This window comes from Nocardia sp. NBC_00511, assembly GCF_045161165.1.
Taxonomy (GTDB): Bacteria; Actinomycetota; Actinomycetes; order Mycobacteriales; family Mycobacteriaceae; genus Nocardia.
Window position 1 is genome coordinate 4,245,255 of the sequence record NZ_CP107849.1, and the last position, 14,649, is coordinate 4,259,903.

General features: G+C 67.8%; 14 protein-coding genes. 3 read left to right on the plus strand and 11 right to left on the minus strand.

Features of this window, described 5'->3' with window-relative positions:
* Positions 1 to 8 precede the first annotated feature (8 nt).
* From OG300_RS19985 to OG300_RS20010, 6 genes are all read right to left on the minus strand, one after another.
* Positions 9 to 446, minus strand: a complete 438-nt coding sequence (locus OG300_RS19985) for an SRPBCC family protein (protein ID WP_405498121.1) — start codon at positions 444 to 446, stop codon at positions 9 to 11.
* A gap of 42 nt (positions 447 to 488) precedes the next feature.
* Entirely contained in the window at positions 489 to 878 is a 390-nt protein-coding gene (locus OG300_RS19990; RefSeq protein WP_405498123.1) for a polyketide cyclase / dehydrase and lipid transport, read from the minus strand.
* 200 nt (positions 879 to 1,078) lie between these two features.
* Complete coding sequence (locus OG300_RS19995) at positions 1,079 to 2,236, minus strand: glycosyltransferase family 4 protein (RefSeq protein ID WP_405498125.1); 1,158 nt, start codon at positions 2,234 to 2,236, stop codon at positions 1,079 to 1,081.
* 100 nt (positions 2,237 to 2,336) lie between these two features.
* Positions 2,337 to 3,341, minus strand: coding sequence for a peptidase MA family metallohydrolase (locus OG300_RS20000; protein WP_405498127.1), 1,005 nt, complete (start codon positions 3,339 to 3,341; stop codon positions 2,337 to 2,339).
* A 101-nt stretch (positions 3,342 to 3,442) separates the two neighbouring features.
* Positions 3,443 to 4,441: an NlpC/P60 family protein gene (locus OG300_RS20005; RefSeq protein ID WP_405498128.1), complete on the minus strand. Its 999-nt coding sequence runs from the start codon at positions 4,439 to 4,441 to the stop codon at positions 3,443 to 3,445.
* Between the two features lie 235 nt (positions 4,442 to 4,676).
* Positions 4,677 to 5,306: a C40 family peptidase gene (locus OG300_RS20010; RefSeq protein WP_405498129.1), complete on the minus strand. Its 630-nt coding sequence runs from the start codon at positions 5,304 to 5,306 to the stop codon at positions 4,677 to 4,679.
* A 626-nt stretch (positions 5,307 to 5,932) separates the two neighbouring features.
* On the opposite strand from OG300_RS20010, the gene OG300_RS20015 reads away from it, so the two are divergent.
* Together OG300_RS20015 and OG300_RS20020 are read left to right on the plus strand one after the other, a co-directional pair.
* Positions 5,933 to 7,678 carry a DEDD exonuclease domain-containing protein gene (locus OG300_RS20015; RefSeq protein ID WP_405498130.1) on the plus strand — a complete coding sequence of 582 codons (1,746 nt, stop codon included), beginning with the start codon at positions 5,933 to 5,935 and terminating at the stop codon, positions 7,676 to 7,678.
* A 42-nt stretch (positions 7,679 to 7,720) separates the two neighbouring features.
* Complete coding sequence (locus OG300_RS20020) at positions 7,721 to 7,864, plus strand: hypothetical protein (protein ID WP_405498132.1); 144 nt, start codon at positions 7,721 to 7,723, stop codon at positions 7,862 to 7,864.
* A gap of 27 nt (positions 7,865 to 7,891) precedes the next feature.
* Here the strand turns inward: OG300_RS20020 and OG300_RS20025 are convergent, their stop codons facing one another.
* Both OG300_RS20025 and OG300_RS20030 read right to left on the minus strand, forming a co-directional pair.
* Positions 7,892 to 8,491 (minus strand): Uma2 family endonuclease, encoded by a 600-nt coding sequence (locus tag OG300_RS20025; protein WP_405498134.1) that lies wholly within the window; start codon positions 8,489 to 8,491, stop codon positions 7,892 to 7,894.
* Between the two features lie 48 nt (positions 8,492 to 8,539).
* Entirely contained in the window at positions 8,540 to 9,610 is a 1,071-nt protein-coding gene (locus tag OG300_RS20030; RefSeq protein ID WP_405498136.1) for an AraC family transcriptional regulator ligand-binding domain-containing protein, read from the minus strand.
* A 99-nt stretch (positions 9,611 to 9,709) separates the two neighbouring features.
* On the opposite strand from OG300_RS20030, the gene OG300_RS20035 reads away from it, so the two are divergent.
* The gene (locus tag OG300_RS20035) at positions 9,710 to 10,918 is read left to right on the plus strand and encodes an oxygenase MpaB family protein (protein ID WP_405498138.1); all 1,209 of its coding nucleotides are present in this window, start codon (positions 9,710 to 9,712) and stop codon (positions 10,916 to 10,918) included.
* Between the two features lie 61 nt (positions 10,919 to 10,979).
* Here OG300_RS20035 and OG300_RS20040 read toward each other — a convergent pair whose 3' ends face one another.
* Genes OG300_RS20040 through OG300_RS20050 form a run of 3 tightly spaced genes read right to left on the minus strand, consistent with a single transcriptional unit; the run spans position 10,980 to position 14,613 of the window.
* Positions 10,980 to 12,608: a cytochrome bc complex cytochrome b subunit gene (locus OG300_RS20040; RefSeq protein ID WP_405498140.1), complete on the minus strand. Its 1,629-nt coding sequence runs from the start codon at positions 12,606 to 12,608 to the stop codon at positions 10,980 to 10,982.
* On the minus strand, positions 12,605 to 13,753 hold the full coding sequence (locus OG300_RS20045; protein ID WP_405498142.1) for a ubiquinol-cytochrome c reductase iron-sulfur subunit: 1,149 nt from the start codon (positions 13,751 to 13,753) through the stop codon (positions 12,605 to 12,607). The genes OG300_RS20040 and OG300_RS20045 overlap by 4 nt, the downstream gene beginning before the upstream one ends.
* Positions 13,750 to 14,613: a c-type cytochrome gene (locus OG300_RS20050; RefSeq protein WP_405498144.1), complete on the minus strand. Its 864-nt coding sequence runs from the start codon at positions 14,611 to 14,613 to the stop codon at positions 13,750 to 13,752. The genes OG300_RS20045 and OG300_RS20050 overlap by 4 nt, the downstream gene beginning before the upstream one ends.
* Positions 14,614 to 14,649: the final 36 nt, after the last annotated feature.

Genomic DNA, 14,649 nt, shown 5'->3' on the forward strand with positions numbered 1-14,649 from the left:
GCTCGCGGTCAGCCTTCGACCCGTTTCTTGAGTTCCTTGAGCGCGGTGTCGGTGATGACCTTCTCCGCCTTGCGTTTGAACATGCCGATCATCGGAATGTTCAGATCCACCGTCAGCTCGTAGACCACCTGGGTGGTGGCGTCGGGCAGGGCGATCAGCTCGTAGCTGCCGTCCTGCGCCTTCTGCAGTTCACCGCCGACCAGACTCCAGCTGACCGCGCGGCCGTCGGGCCGCCAGGTGTAGGACAGCGTGTAGGTGTCCTTCACGACGCCCGCGTCCAGCACGAAACGCGCGGTGCGCGCCCGGCCGTCGGGGAATTTGTCCAGCACCTCGACCGAACGGGCCGCGGCGACCCACTCCGGATACGACTCCAGGTCGGCGATGACCGCCATCACCCGTTCCGAGGGGGCGTCGATCACGATCGACCTTTGAGTGCGATCGGCCATGGGGGACAACGCTTCCTTTCCAGCGGTGGCGGCGAGCTCGGTCTAGCGAGCGGCGGGGGCGACCCCGGCCTTGCGTCCGGCCTCGAGGCGGGCCTTGATCTCGAACGACATGTTCTTGCCCGCGACGCGGCGGGTACGGGTGAGGGCGAGCAGGTCACGACCGGACATACCGTCGATCCCGCCGCGCGGTTCGGCGTGCAGGAAGTAGTGCATGACCACGCCGTCCAGCATGGGCTCCAGCCACACCTCCATGGTGCCCTCGGCCGCGCCGCTGATGGTCCAGCGAATCCCCTTGTCGCCCCGGTCTTCCCGCACCTGCAACTGCAGGTCGGGCCACCAGCGACGCCACCGGGCACGGTCCGCCAGCACCTCGGCCACGGCCTCGCCGGGCGCGACAACGAAAGTCTGGTCGGCAACCTGGATACTGCTCACGCCGGTGAGCCTAGCAGTGTTTAATTTGCCCTCCGCTTCGCTACGGGCGGGGTTCGCGGCCCCCAAGTCTCGTTCTTCCCTCCCTCCGCTCCGCCGCTTCGCTCCCCCGCTCCGCTCAGTCCAGAACGAGACGGGCCGCGAACCTTATGGATTGCTTCGATAGGGGCGGATGGACAGAGGTCTAGAAGTTCGCTGATCGCTTACAGCGCCTTGCTATTCAGGGCTGTGGCCGGATCCAGGAGTTCGCGTAGTCGTTCGCCCATCAGGTCCCAGCGCCACTGCTGCTGGACCCAGGTGCGGCCCGCCGCGCCCATGGCGGCGGCGGCCTCGCGGTCGGAGAGGATGTCGACGATCGCGTCGGCCAGCGCCTGGGTGGAGCGGCCGTTGACGACGCGGCCGGTCTCGCCCTCGCGGACCGTTTCCGGCGCACCGCCCGAATTGCCCGCCACCACCGGCACTCCCGAGGCGGAGGCCTCCAGGAACACGATGCCCAGGCCCTCCACGTCCAGGCCGAAACCGCGGGTGCGGCACGGCATGGCGAACACGTCGGCGAGGGTGTGGTGCGCGGCGAGTTCCTTGGCCGGGACGCGGCCGGTGAACACCACGTCCTCACGCAGACCCATGGCCTCGACCAGCTGCCGCAACTTCTGCTCGTAGGGTCCGCTGCCCGCGATGACCAGCACCGCACCGTCGATGCGCTTGCGAATATCGGGGAGCGCGGCGATCAGCGCGTCCTGTCCCTTGCGCGGCACCAGGCGCGACAGGCACAGGATCGTCGGGCGGTCCCCCAGCCCGTAGCGGTCGCGTAGTTCCGCGCGCGCCGCCGGATCCGGCTTGAAGGTCTCGGAATCGACTGCGGGCGGCAGGTATTCGAGCGCCGACTGCGCGCCGAACGCGGCCGCGAACCGCCGCCGCGTGTACTTGCTGACATAGGTGACGACATCGGTGTGATCGCCGATCACCCGCAGCGCCTGCCGCGCGCCCGGCAGCATCGACCAGCCCACCTCGTGCCCGTGCGTGGACGCGATGATCCGCTCGGCGCCCGCCTCGCGCAGCACCGGCGACAGCAGCGCAAGCGGCGCGGCCGCCCCGAACCACACCCGATCACACTGCTCGTCGCGCATCAGCTTCTTGGCGCGGCGCGCGACCAGCGGGGTCGGCAGCATCAGCGTGGTCGGATGCCGCACCACCTGGAACGGCTGCTCGGCGTCGAACTTCCAGTGACTGTCGCCGCGCCAGCGCGGCGCGTAGACCACCAGTTCGTCGGCGGGCAGCTGCAGGGCGAGCGCGTGCAGATACGACTGAATCCCACCCGGTCGCGGCGGGAAATCATTGGTAACCAGCAGAGTTCGCCCCATGGCACAAACCTACTGCACCGAACCCCGACACTCCCGGAGCCCCGAAACCTTGCACCCCGCAATCTCGCACGACGCGAGCCCCGCCCGAGTCAGCGAGTTGTCAGGCGCCCGAGGTCGTATGGGCCGTGATCCAACCGCGCCAGTCGGCGACCAGGTCGTTGTACCCGGTGCCGAGCACCGAACGGAACACGGCGTCGGTCGCGGCCCGATCCTTCGGACCGTTCGCCAGCTGCCGATACAAGGAGACCAGGGCCGGATCACCGAAGCGATCGGCGATGAAAGCACAGGCGGACCAACCCTCTTCGTACGCGAGGGAGGCCGCGCCACTGCCCGGCTCGAACATCGCGTCGACGGGCAGATCCCCGAGGAGGTCACCGGCGCGAGCCCGAGTGGTCAGGGTGGGCGCGATCTGAGTGATCGGATGACCCGTGCCCCGATGCGCGGTGTATTCGGCGAAACCCTCGAGCATCCACAGTGGTGAACCGTCGACCGTCACCGAACGGGTGGCCATATGGGTGAGTTCGTGGCGCAGCACCGAACGCAGTCCGTCATCGCCGAGTCGCTGCCCGGATTGCGGGCCGAACACCACGCGCTGACCGGTCAGCGGGCCGCCGGGACGATACGGATCGGCGACGGTCGAGGCGGCGACCTCCGCGGGCACATCACCGACACTTCGGGTGAGCCCGGCGAATTCGGAAGTACTGGAGGCGACCACCACCACCGGCGCCTGCGCCCAGTCCGGACCCCACAGCGCGGTCACGGCCGCCGTGGATGCCGCGAGTTCGCCTGCCAGCACATCGATCTCGTGCTGCTGCGCCGGATGTCCGAGCACCACACCGACTTTGCCCGCCGCCGTCGACACCGCCTCGGCGCTGATCGAGCCGTACGGGTCGAGCAGGCGTCGCACCTGCGGGACCTGGGCATCGGTCGGTGTCGGACCGCTGTCGCCGGGTTCGGCGGCGCGCAGGGTGGGCAGCACGGTATCGGGCAGCATCAGCAGCGCGCCGCAGGCCGCGGTGAGCGCGGTGACCATCACCAGCGTGGCGACGAATTGGAAGCGCCGCCGCGCGGACAGCCAGCCGCGCATTCCGCGCAGCGCGCTCATCGGGACATCACTCCCGGCCGGTGACCGCTCGACATGACCCGGGACCCTACGTGGTGACGCACGCTGCCTCCTTCGAGCCTCGCCGCATCATCGGATCCGGCTCAGAATCGTCGTGCGGAATTGAAGGGCGTGGAGCCCATCGGCGCGACCGCCACCGGCACGCCGAACGTGGAGGCGTGCAACATCAATCCATTGCCCGCGTAGATGCCCACGTGCGAGATGTCGGAGTAGAAGAACACGACATCGCCCGGCTGCAGATCCTTCTCGGCGACCGGGGTGCCGAAGGTGGACTGCTGCTGGCTGGTGCGCGGCACGCTCTTGCCGACCTGATGGAACGCCCACTGCACGAGGCCGGAGCAGTCGAACTGGTCGGGTCCGGTCGCGCCCCAGACATAGGGGTCGCCGACGCGGGTGAGTCCGGCGGCCAGCGCACTGGTGCCGCTGCCGGGGACCAGACCGCGCAGCAGGCTGTCGCGGTCGAAGCCGGGCGGGAACATCGAGCCCGCGAGTGCGGACTTGTCGGTGGCCGAGAGCTGACCCCAGGCGGCGATGACGCCGGCCATCGCACCCTGCAGCGAGGCACGCTTGGCCTCGAGGTCGGTGCGCACCGCGTCGGCCTGGGTACTGGCGGCGCGGGCGGTGTCGGCCGCGGTGCGCGCGGCGTTCTCCGCGAGTGTGGCCGCGTCCGTGGCCTTTTGGTATTCGCCCAGCTGAGCATTGGTGCGCGCGCCCACGAAGTCCACGATCGACATCTGATCGAGCAGCTGCTGCGGCGAATTGCTCACCAGTAGCGAGGTGAGCCGGTTGGTGCGGCTGCCCAGTAGCGCGGAAGTCGCCGCGCGTTCGATGACCGGCTGGAACCGCTTGATCTCGGCCTTGGCCGCATCCAGGGCGGTGGCGGCGTCGGCGGCCTTGCGGTCGGCGTCGCCGGAGACCACGAGCTTCGCGTCGAGATCCGACTGTGCGTTGAGCGCTTGCTGATTGAGCTGCTCGGATTGCCGCGACAGGTCGATGAGCCGCTGCACTGCTTCCCCAGCAGTGGCCGGTGCGGCGACCGGATCGGCTGTCGCGGGTCCGATACTGCAGGTGCCGATGAACACGGCACCTACCGTGAGGGCGCCACCCACCAGTCGCGTCGTTCGGTTACTGCTCCGCGTGCGCTGACCGGCTGTTCGATGTTGTCGCTGTTGCGCTGCCACCGTTGGTGTCGTCCGTCCTCTTACCCCTAGCTGGCAAAGAAGGTCTCGATAAGATTACGAAACAGTGACCGGTTGTGTCCAGCAGGGCACGGAATCATTACGCTCACCGGTCGGTTCGCATCCCATCGAGGGTCGATCAGACGCGGCGCGCACCCGCGAACGGCATCGAGGAGACCGACGCGATGGCCACCGGCTGACCGGCGGTGGACGCGTGCACCACATTGCCGTCGCCGACGTAGATGCCGGAGTGGCTGCCGCCGTAGAACGACACCACGTCGCCGGGCTGCAGATCGTCGTACGACACCGGCGCGCCCGCGTTCTGCTGGTCGTAGCTGGTGCGGGGCAGGCTGACGCCGGCCTGCGCGTAGGACCACTGGACCAGGCCCGAGCAGTCGAAGGCGTTCGGGCCGGTGGCGCCGTACACGTACGGATCGCCGAGGCGGCTCAGGGCGGCATCGACGGCGGCCTGGTGCACGCTGTTCTGCGGCGCGGCCGGGGCGGCGGGCGCCTGCGGCTCGACGATGCCGGGGATGGCCGGGATGTTGATCGGAAGCGACTGCGGCACTCCGGGAATGCCCGCGGGGAGCTGGATCGCGTCCGGCACGTCGAAGGTGCCGACGCCGGGAACGTTGACCGGCTGGGCCGAAGCGGGCGTAGCGGGCAGCAGCAGCGCGCTCAGCGTGGCAGCGCCGACGGCGCCGGCAGCGGCGACGCGACGCGCATTGCGCTGCATGCCCTTGACCCGCTTGACGGTGGTGGTCGCCATGATGAGGTACTTCCAATCTGCCCCGCGGCGCGGCACCCGGTGGTGCCTCGGACTCCGTGAGGTCTCAGGAAGATTACGAGGACATAACGGTGCTTTGTAAAGCCGAGACCAACGCGCGGTGACCGGAATTTGTTACGCATCGTCATTTCGGTGCGACAAACGTCACAGCAATCACGAAACAATAACGGCGACCAGTTCGTGAGGAGCTTCCCGGTAGCTACCCGCCGGTAGGAAACGTCGCCCGGAGACCCTCCCGACCAGGACGAATTCCGAATAACCGCAGTTCACAGCGATGTGCTCCGACCTGGGGGATCTCGAGCCCGTCCCCCGACACGCCCGACCGCGCGATCGACCCACAGCACGCCTCGGCGGCGGTTCCGGACCAACCGGCCGCTTCGCCCTTTTTGATACACATTATGAATTAATGTGACCCTGGCCACAAAGTCGCATATCTCGACATTTCGGAGATTGCATCTCGAGAATCTCGATTCGATATACGGACATTTACCCAGTTCAAATGATCACCCGGTCAAGCGCCCGATTACTCCGATTCCTCCGGGTCAGAGCGTGATCCGGTCGCGGCGACCGCCGCGACCTGTCGGACCCCCGGCCTAGGCTTGCCGTCTGTGTCGTCGAATGTGGAGCGAGTCGGCCAGCTGGCCTTCGACGAGCTCGAAACCCCGCTCTACGACACCACATTCGTGGTCGTCGACCTGGAGACCACCGGCACCAGCCCCGAGGGTGACGCCATCACCGAGATCGGCGCGGTCAAGGTGCGCGGCGGCGAGGTGCTGGGCGAGTTCGCGACCCTGGTGAACCCGGGCATCGACATTCCACCGCAGATCGTCCACATCACCGGGATCACGACCGCCATGGTGCTGGACGCCCCGCGCATCGAGGAGGTGCTGCCCGGCTTCCTGGAGTTCGCGGCGGGCTCGGTGCTGGTCGCCCACAATGCCCGGTTCGATACCGGCTTCCTGAAGGCCGCCGCCGCCCGCCACGAAACCCCGTGGCCCGCCTTCCAAGTGGTGTGCACTGTTCAGCTGGCACGGCGCGTACTGCCGAAGGAAGAGGCCCCCTCGGCCAAGCTCTGGTACCTGGCGCAACTGCTGGGCGCGGAGACCCGTCCCACGCACCGCGCGCTCGACGATGCCCGCGCCACCGTGGACGTCCTGCACGCCTTGATCGGCCGGGTCGGCAATCAGGGCGTGCACAGCCTCACCGAACTGCTGGACTACCTGCCGGAGGTGACGCGACGGCAGCGCGCCAAACGTGTGATGGCAGCGGACCTTCCGGCCACCCCCGGCGTGTACCTGTTCCGTGGCCCCTCCGACGAAGTCCTCTATATAGGGACCGCCGTGAACCTGCGCCGCCGAGTCCGCAACTACTTCACCGGTTCCGACACCCGCCCGCGCATCCGCGAGATGGTGCAGCTGTCCACCCGGGTGGATCACGTCGAGTGCGCACACGGTCTCGAGGCGGGCGTCCGCGAGCTGCGCCTGCTGCTCGCCCACACCCCGCCCTACAACCGTCGTTCCAAGTTCCCGCAGCGCGCCTGGTGGCTGACCCTGACCGACGAGCCGTTCCCCCGCTTCGCCATGTCCCGCACTCCCACCCGGGACTGCCTGGGCCCGTTCAACTCCCGAGCCGACGCCCTCGACCTGGCCGCCACCATCGCCGAACTGTCCGGCCTGCGCACCTGCACGACCCGCATCCCCCGCACCGGCCGCCACGAATGCCCACCGGCCATAGTGGGCGGTTGCCCCGCAAGCGCGCAAAACAGCCCCCTCTATATAAAGGAATACGAACCAGCCCCTGAAGCCGTCCGCGCCCTGTTCACCGGCGCCAGCGACGAACTCCTGCACGCCGCCCGGGCGAAACTTGAATCCCTCTCCACCGCAGAACATTTCGAGGCCGCCGCCCGCCTCCGCGATCGCACCGCCGCGGTGATCCGAGCCCTCCGACGCACCCAGCGCCTCACCGCCCTGGCCGCCATCCCCGAACTGATCGCCGCCCACCCCGACGGCGCGGGCGGCTGGGACTTCGCCATCATCCGGCACGCCCGCCTCGCCTCCGCGGGCACCGCCCGCCGCGGCATCTCCCCCATGGCAGTAGTGGAACGCTTGGCCGCCGCCGCTGAAACAGTCATCCCGCCCAACCTCGCCGCCCCCGGCACCACCCCCGCGTATCCCCCACTGCGCGGCGCACTCCCGGAGGAAGCAGGCCTCCTCGCCCGCTGGCTCGACCAACCCGGCACCCGAATAGTCCGCACCACCGACGGCTACGCCGAACCCCGCCTCGGCGCGGGCCCCTGGCTGCCCTGGGTCGAACGCGCCACCGCCGCAGCCGCGCGCCAACCAGACCTCGCATAGAGGAAGGCCTGCCGACGCGAACATCGGTGCCAGAATGGCCGAGTGGAGGTTCCCGACACCAAGCGGTGGAATCACAACGTCGAATACCACTCCTTCCTCACGGAGGCGGTGGCCGAGGCCCACGACGAGCTCGAGGTGGAGTGCGGCGTATGGACCAAGCCGAATCCGCCTGCGACACACCCATAGCCGGTTCCGGCACAGGATCCGATCGGATCAGATCGCTTCCAGGACGTCGAAAGGGATGGTTGCTTCGACGGGTTCGTCGAGAAGCAGGACACGGCGGTGAACCGTGTGTGCTCGATAGCGCCGACCGGACCAGTCGAGGCGGTACTCCTCGATCTCCTCGATGCGCTCTTCCTTCTGGTCCAGGCGAACGATCAGGTAGCGGGGAATCCCCGCGGCGGCGTACTGGATTCGTTTGTCGCCGATGTCGGCGTCGATGGTCGACTCGGAGGTCACCTCGACGACGAGCAGGATGTGCGCACGAACTGTATTGACGTCGTACGGTTCGCAATCCCGAATCCAGATGTCGGGGTAGCGGACATTCAATCGCCGGTCGAGCACTGCGGACTCGGCGTCCGCAAAGCGCGCCGCGACGTCGGAGTCCACCACCATGCACGGTCCCCCGTCACGACGCGCGGACTCGAGCAAACCGGCGAGACGCCTGACGACTCGGCTGTGCAGGGGGCTCTGCGCCATCATCCGCACGACCAGTCCGTCCACGATCTCGATATCGCCGAGCTCAGCAGTCGCCCCATCGGCGAACTTCTCAGCTGTCAGGCGCAATTGATCGTGCTCGTCGGGAGCGCTCATACCGAACATCATGGCAGGCCGCAGTGTGCCCGGCCAGAAGCTGGGAGATCAGCGGGGAATGTCGTGGGCTCGGGTCGGGGAGTGTCCGCGCCAGCGGTGGAAGGCGTGGCTGAAGGCGGCTGTGTCGGAGTATCCGAGGCGGCGGGCCACGGCTTCCACCGTGAGGCCCTGGGCCAGCAGTTCGGTGGCGAGAAGTTGGCGAACCTGGTCGAGCAGTCCGCGATAGCTGGTGTGCGCGTCCGCCAATCGACGATGCAGGGTCCGCTCGGACAGCGCCAGCTCCCGGGCGAGGTCCGCGAAGCTGGGCATATCGGCGGGATCCTGTAGCAGCCGGTGCCGTATTTGCGCGGCGACGCCGGTGAAGCGGACGCGTTCGTCCAGCAACTGCTCGCACTGTCGGATGCATTGGGCGGCGGTGTGCGGATCGGGCGCAGGGGTGGGTTGATCCAGGAACTGCCGTGGGATGGTGAAAGCGTTTCCGGGGGCATCGAACTCGATCCGGATCGTGATGCCGAAGGGAGCGAGCAGGGCGTCCGCGGCAGCGCGGGAATCAGGGGATTCGGGACCGGACAGTTGCATGTTGACCGGGAGTTCGAGGGCCGCGATCAAGTCGAGCAGCGCCGGGGAAAGCAGCAGGGACGCCACCCGGAAGCCGGACACCAGATCGCGGGTGAGCAGGAAGGGGGCGACGTCGGCAGGGACGTCCGTATCGTCGACTTCGACCAGCAGCCCGGCGTGGGTGTCGGTGTAGGTGACCTCGAAGAAGTCGGAGGTGAGTTCGATGAACCGCTGCAGCAGCCGAAGTGCTTCGCGGACCGTCGGACTCGACAGCATGGCGTAGCCCAGGATCCCGGTGCTGGTGAGTGAGTACCGCATTCCGGTCTCCACCGCGAGCGCCCGTGCCTCCACCCCGCTGCGGAGCACATTGCGGATGACCCGCAGCTCCTGTTCCGGCAGCACCACCGCGCCGACCTGCCCCACCTCGGCGACCCGCAATCCCGTTCCGGCCAGACATTCGGCCGCCGAAAGCCCGTGCGCGGCCCCGGTATCGAGCAGGTAGCGCGTCGATACCGCAGGTCGCGCGATATGCCATCGCGAGGGCCGGACTCGCTCGCCCATATGGCGGAAGCTAACAAATACCGGTCAGCTTGTCACCTGTCCCGCCGAATCCCGCTTTCCTACCGTCGAATTCACGACTTCGACCGAGAGGAAAGTCCCGTGACGACACTGGAGATCCCCTTCGACCCGGCCCGGGCCGAACGCATCGCCGCCGCGCGCCGCACCTTCCCGGAGCAGGTGGTGGACCGGGTGGCCGAGAACCTGTTCCGAACCGATACCGTCATCGACGAGGTGGTCGCCGACTTCGCCACCCTGGGCCGAGGCGCCGGCTGGCGAATTCTGGACGAAGCCCTGCGCACCCGCGACCCGAACCCGCCCGGGTCCCCGGACTCGCTGTGCGAGTTGCTGACTCCGTTGCTGCACCCACCGGTCTGGTTCGATCCGGAGCGGGTGCGCCACGGTGCGGAACTGTGGTGGCGTTACGCACCCGCCGTCATCGTCGGCATGGGCGGGACCCTGCTCACGGCATATTCCTTCGGCGACCTCAACAAGCCGCAGGCCATGAACTCCCGCACGGAGAAGATGGCAGCCCGACGCTACGAGGAGACCGCTCGCTGGGTGCTGTCCGCAACCGATCCTGGCACCCTGATCCCCGGCGGCACCGGCTTCGACTCCACCCTCCGAATCCGGTTCGTGCACGCGATGGTTCGCCGCCACCTGCGTGAGTGCGGACAGTGGCGGACATCGGACTGGGGCGAGCCGATCCACGCCACCGGCATGGCGATCACCATCGGCGGCTTCCTGCTTATGCCACTGGCGATGTACGAGATGTTCGACATGCCGCTGCGCGAGGACGAACTGGAGTCCATCCGCCAACTCTGGTGCTGGATCGGCTACCTCATGGGCGTCCCCGACCAGCTGCTGCCGCATTCTCTCGCCGACGCCACGGTCCTCGAAAGCGCCGCCTTCAGGATCTTCGCACCACCGGATCGCGATACCGAGATCCTCACCCGCGCGCTGTTCCGCAGCGGCCTGCGCATCGAACGTCTACTCCCTCAACCGCTCTGGTCGCGGACCGCCCCGGCGTTGCGCCCGGTGTTCTCGACACTCGTCTGGGGCGGCACCGGTCGCATCGTCACCGCATACAACGACCCCGACACCGACCCGCCGCGCAATCATCCCGTCGTGCTCACTTTGCGCCAGATAGCTCGGGGCCGAGAGCTGTTGCGCCGCAGGGGCCGTCTGGGCTCCGACGCGGAAATCGCGGTCCGTCAGCGTCGCAAGCTGTCCGGAGTCCTCGATGCGATGAAGGCCGCTCCCGCACCGGTCGATCCCCGCCGGGCGGTAACCGCCGCAATCGCTGAATAGCCCCGGGAACGGGGAAGGCCCCGAGTCGGAATCGACTCGGGGCCTTCGGGACTGAGTGAACTCAGTGGTGGTCGTGCTTGTCGCCGCCGGACGGGGTGTCCTGGTAGCTCTCGAGGGTGGAGAGCATGGTGTGCTCTTCCTCGTGGGCGATGGCGACGTTGTCCGCCTGCTCCGACGCGGGGTCGGCGCGCAGGAAGGAGCCGGTGCCGGGCTTGCCGGCGAGGCCCAGCTTGGACATCTTCTTGGGCACCGGGGCGCCCTGGTACTCCAGCGGGATCGGGTGGCCGTGCGAATCGACCGGGCCCAGGGGCTGGTGGATTTCGATGTACTCGCCGTGCGGAAGCCGCTTGATGACACCGGTTTCCACGCCGTGCTCGAGCACCGCGCGGTCCGCCCGCTGCAGACCCAGGCAGAACCGGTAGGCCGCGAAGTACGCGAGCGGCGGTGCGGTGAGCAGGGCGATGCGGAAGAACCACGTGGTGGCGTTCAGCGAGATGTCGAACTTCAGCGAGATGATGTCGTTGACACACGCCAGCGTCAGCACCATGTAGAACGCGATGGCCATGGCGCCGATGGCGGTGCGGACCGGCACGTCACGCGGACGCTGCAGCAGGTTGTGGCGAGCGGTGTCGCCGGTGAGGCGCTTCTCGATCCACGGGTACATGACCAGCGCGCCGAAGACCGCACCCATGATGAGCGCGACCCAGAACGGCGCCGGGACCGTGTAGCGGCCCAGGTACAGCTCCCACGGCGGCATGAGTCGTGCCATGCCGTCGGTCCACATCATGTAGAAGTCGGGCTGCGAACCCGCGGAGACCTGAGACGGGTTGTAGGGACCCAGGTTCCAGATCGGGTTGATCTGCAGCACGCCACCCATGATCGCGACGATGCCGAGGGTGAATGCGAAGAACGCACCCTGGTCGGCGGCGAACACCGGGATGATGCGGGCGCCGACGACGTTCTTCTCGGTGCGGCCCGGTCCGGGGAACTGGGTGTGCTTCTGGTACCAGACCAGTGCCACGTGGGCGCCGATCAGCGCCAGGATGATGCCCGGGAGCAGCAGCACGTGCGCGATGTACAGACGCGGGATGATCAGTTCGCCGGGGAAGTCGCCGCCGAAGATCAGCCAGTGCATCCAGGTGCCGATGACCGGGATACCGATGGTGATGCCCGAGAACGCCGCGCGCAGACCGGTTCCCGACAGCAGGTCGTCGGGCAGCGAGTAGCCGAAGAAGCCTTCGAACATGGCCAGGATGAGCAGCAGCGAGCCGATCACCCAGTTGGCCTCACGCGGCTTGCGGAACGCGCCGGTGAAGAAGATGCGGAACAGGTGGATGATGATCGACGCCGCGAACAGCAGCGCCGCCCAGTGGTGCACCTGGCGTACGAACAGACCGCCGCGCACCTCGAAGGAGATGTTCAGCGCGGTCTCGTAGGCCCGCGACATGGTGACACCGCGCAGGGGCTGGTAGGCGCCCTGGTAGACGGTCTCGCTCATGGACGGGTCGAAGTACAGCGTCAGGTAGATACCCGATAGCAGCAGGATGATGAACGCGTACAACGCGATCTCACCGAGCAGGAACGACCAGTGGGTCGGGAAGACCTTGTTGATCGATCGCTTGGCGAACGCTGCCGCGTGGTAGCGCTCGTCCATTTCGTTGGCCTGTGTGGCCGCTTTGCTAGGACTCATGAACGACGCTCCCAGTAAGCCGGGCCGAGGGGCTCGATGAAGTCGTGCTGGGCGACCACGTAGCCCTCGGCATTGACGGTGATCGGCAGCTGCGGCAGCGCGCGTGCGGCGGGACCGAAGACCGGCTTACCCCATTCGGTCGCGGAGAACTGCGACTGGTGGCAGGGGCAGAGGATCCGGTTGGTCTGCTGCTCGTAAAGCGAAGTGGGGCAGCCCAGGTGGGTGCAGATCTTCGAGTAGGCCCACAGGTTGCCGAAGTTGAAGCTCTCCTGGCCCTTGCGCTTGATGGCGTGCTCGGCGTCCTGCGTGCGCAGGCTGATCAGCATGACCGCGTTGCGGATGCCGCGCAGCGACTGCAGGGTGGCGTGCTCGTCGCCGCGCCACTCTTCCTTCCAGGGGAAGACGGTTTCCATGCCACCAGGCTGCACGTCCTCCGGCTTCACCAGGACGATGTCCTCGGGACGGCCGGTGTCGCGGCGCAGGTAGATGGTCTGGCCCGGGTAGTCCGGGGTCCAGCCGGAGACCCACAGCGGCGACTTGTCGCCCTTGGCCCACGGGTTCTTGATCATGCCGCCGACGAAGACGAACAGCGCGCCCACGCCGACCAGGCCCGCGCCCAGACCCGCGGTGCGGGTGATGAGCTTGCGGCGACCCAGGGTGGAGGTGTCGAGCGCGTCGGTCAGTTCGGCGACCAGGGTGCGGCGGTCGACCTCGGAGGACTTGCCGTCGTGGCGGTCCTGGATCGAGATCTCGGCGGGCACGAAATGCTTGCGGATCAACACGACCGCGATGCCGATGGCCAGCACCGCGATACCCAGGGTGAGGCCGTACAGCGGGGTGGTCAGCGTGTACGCGGCGTTGCCGTCCTGGTGGCGGCCCTTGTACTCCCAGGGCCAGAACAGGTAGACGCCGATGAGCGCGATCGCCGCGATGGCGGAGATGCCGAACCACAGTGCGACCTTGCGCTCGGCGCGCTTCTCGGCCCGGGTGCCCGGGACCGGCCAGCGCGGTGCGCGGTAGGCGACGTCGACACCGTCGAGGGCGGTGCCGAGCTTGACCAGCTCGTCACGCGACATGGCGTCGAGCTGTTCGTCGGTGAGTTCGGTGGGGTTGTCCCCCATGCTGTTTCGCTCCTCTTCGCTCATGATCGGGATCCGATCCACATCGCGGAGCCGACCAGGGCGACGATGCCGACGATCCAGATGGCCAGGCCCTCGGTCGCGGGACCGAAGCCGCCGAGGCCGTAGCCCGCCTCGGACGGGGTCTCCATGCGGTCCTTGATGTAGCCGACGATGTCCTTCTTCTCCTCCGGCGTCAGCTGCCGGTCGGAGAACTTGGGCATGTTCTGCGGGCCGGTGAGCATGGCCAGGTAGATCTGCTGCTCGGTGGCCTCCTCCAGCGGAGGCGCGAACTTGCCGGAGGACAGCGCGCCGCCCTTGCCGGTGAAGTTGTGGCAGGACGCGCAGTTCATGCGGAACAGTTCGCCACCGCGGCCGAGATCGGCACCCTGGATGAGGGATTCGTTGGCTACCTCACCGTTGTTGTCGCGCAGCACGGTGGGGCCGCCACCGTTGGACTGGACGAACGCGCCGAGCGCGTCGGTCTGGTGCGCGTCGAACTTCGGGGGCTTGCGAACGATCTGCGCGCCGTTGACGGCGGCGGGCATGCGGCCGGTGGAGACCTGGAAGTAGACGGCGGCTTCACCGACGCCGATGAGGCTGGGGCCGCGATCCTGGACACCCTGCAGGTTGGCACCGTGGCAGGTGACGCAGGAGGTGTCGTAGATCTGCTTGCCCTCGCGGATCAGCGCGGACTGGTCTTCCTTCGCCGTCGCGACCTGAGCCTGCGGGGTCAGGGCCGACGCCGCGAATCCGGCTCCGACGAGGCCCATCAGAAGTACCAAGCCGCCGACCAGTTTCCGACGCATGCGGCGCTGTTTCCGGGTCTTGGTGGCCTGGCCGATCCCCTCGCTGGGATCTGGCGCTGACGGGGGAGATGAACTCATCTGTGTCCCTTTGGAGTAGACGGAACCGACTTGTAC

What these genes read in the sequence shown, in the direction of transcription:
- OG300_RS20030 (WP_405498136.1), bottom strand. Translation starts at nt 9,610, where the DNA reads ATGGGCGAGCGAGTCCGGCCCTCGCGATGGCATATCGCGCGACCTGCG.
- OG300_RS20000 (WP_405498127.1), bottom strand. Translation starts at nt 3,341, where the DNA reads ATGAGCGCGCTGCGCGGAATGCGCGGCTGGCTGTCCGCGCGGCGGCGC.
- OG300_RS19985 (WP_405498121.1), bottom strand. Translation starts at nt 446, where the DNA reads ATGGCCGATCGCACTCAAAGGTCGATCGTGATCGACGCCCCCTCGGAA.
- OG300_RS20010 (WP_405498129.1), bottom strand. Translation starts at nt 5,306, where the DNA reads ATGGCGACCACCACCGTCAAGCGGGTCAAGGGCATGCAGCGCAATGCG.
- OG300_RS20025 (WP_405498134.1), bottom strand. Translation starts at nt 8,491, where the DNA reads ATGAGCGCTCCCGACGAGCACGATCAATTGCGCCTGACAGCTGAGAAG.
- OG300_RS19995 (WP_405498125.1), bottom strand. Translation starts at nt 2,236, where the DNA reads ATGGGGCGAACTCTGCTGGTTACCAATGATTTCCCGCCGCGACCGGGT.
- OG300_RS20050 (WP_405498144.1), bottom strand. Translation starts at nt 14,613, where the DNA reads ATGAGTTCATCTCCCCCGTCAGCGCCAGATCCCAGCGAGGGGATCGGC.
- OG300_RS20045 (WP_405498142.1), bottom strand. Translation starts at nt 13,753, where the DNA reads ATGAGCGAAGAGGAGCGAAACAGCATGGGGGACAACCCCACCGAACTC.
- OG300_RS20040 (WP_405498140.1), bottom strand. Translation starts at nt 12,608, where the DNA reads ATGAGTCCTAGCAAAGCGGCCACACAGGCCAACGAAATGGACGAGCGC.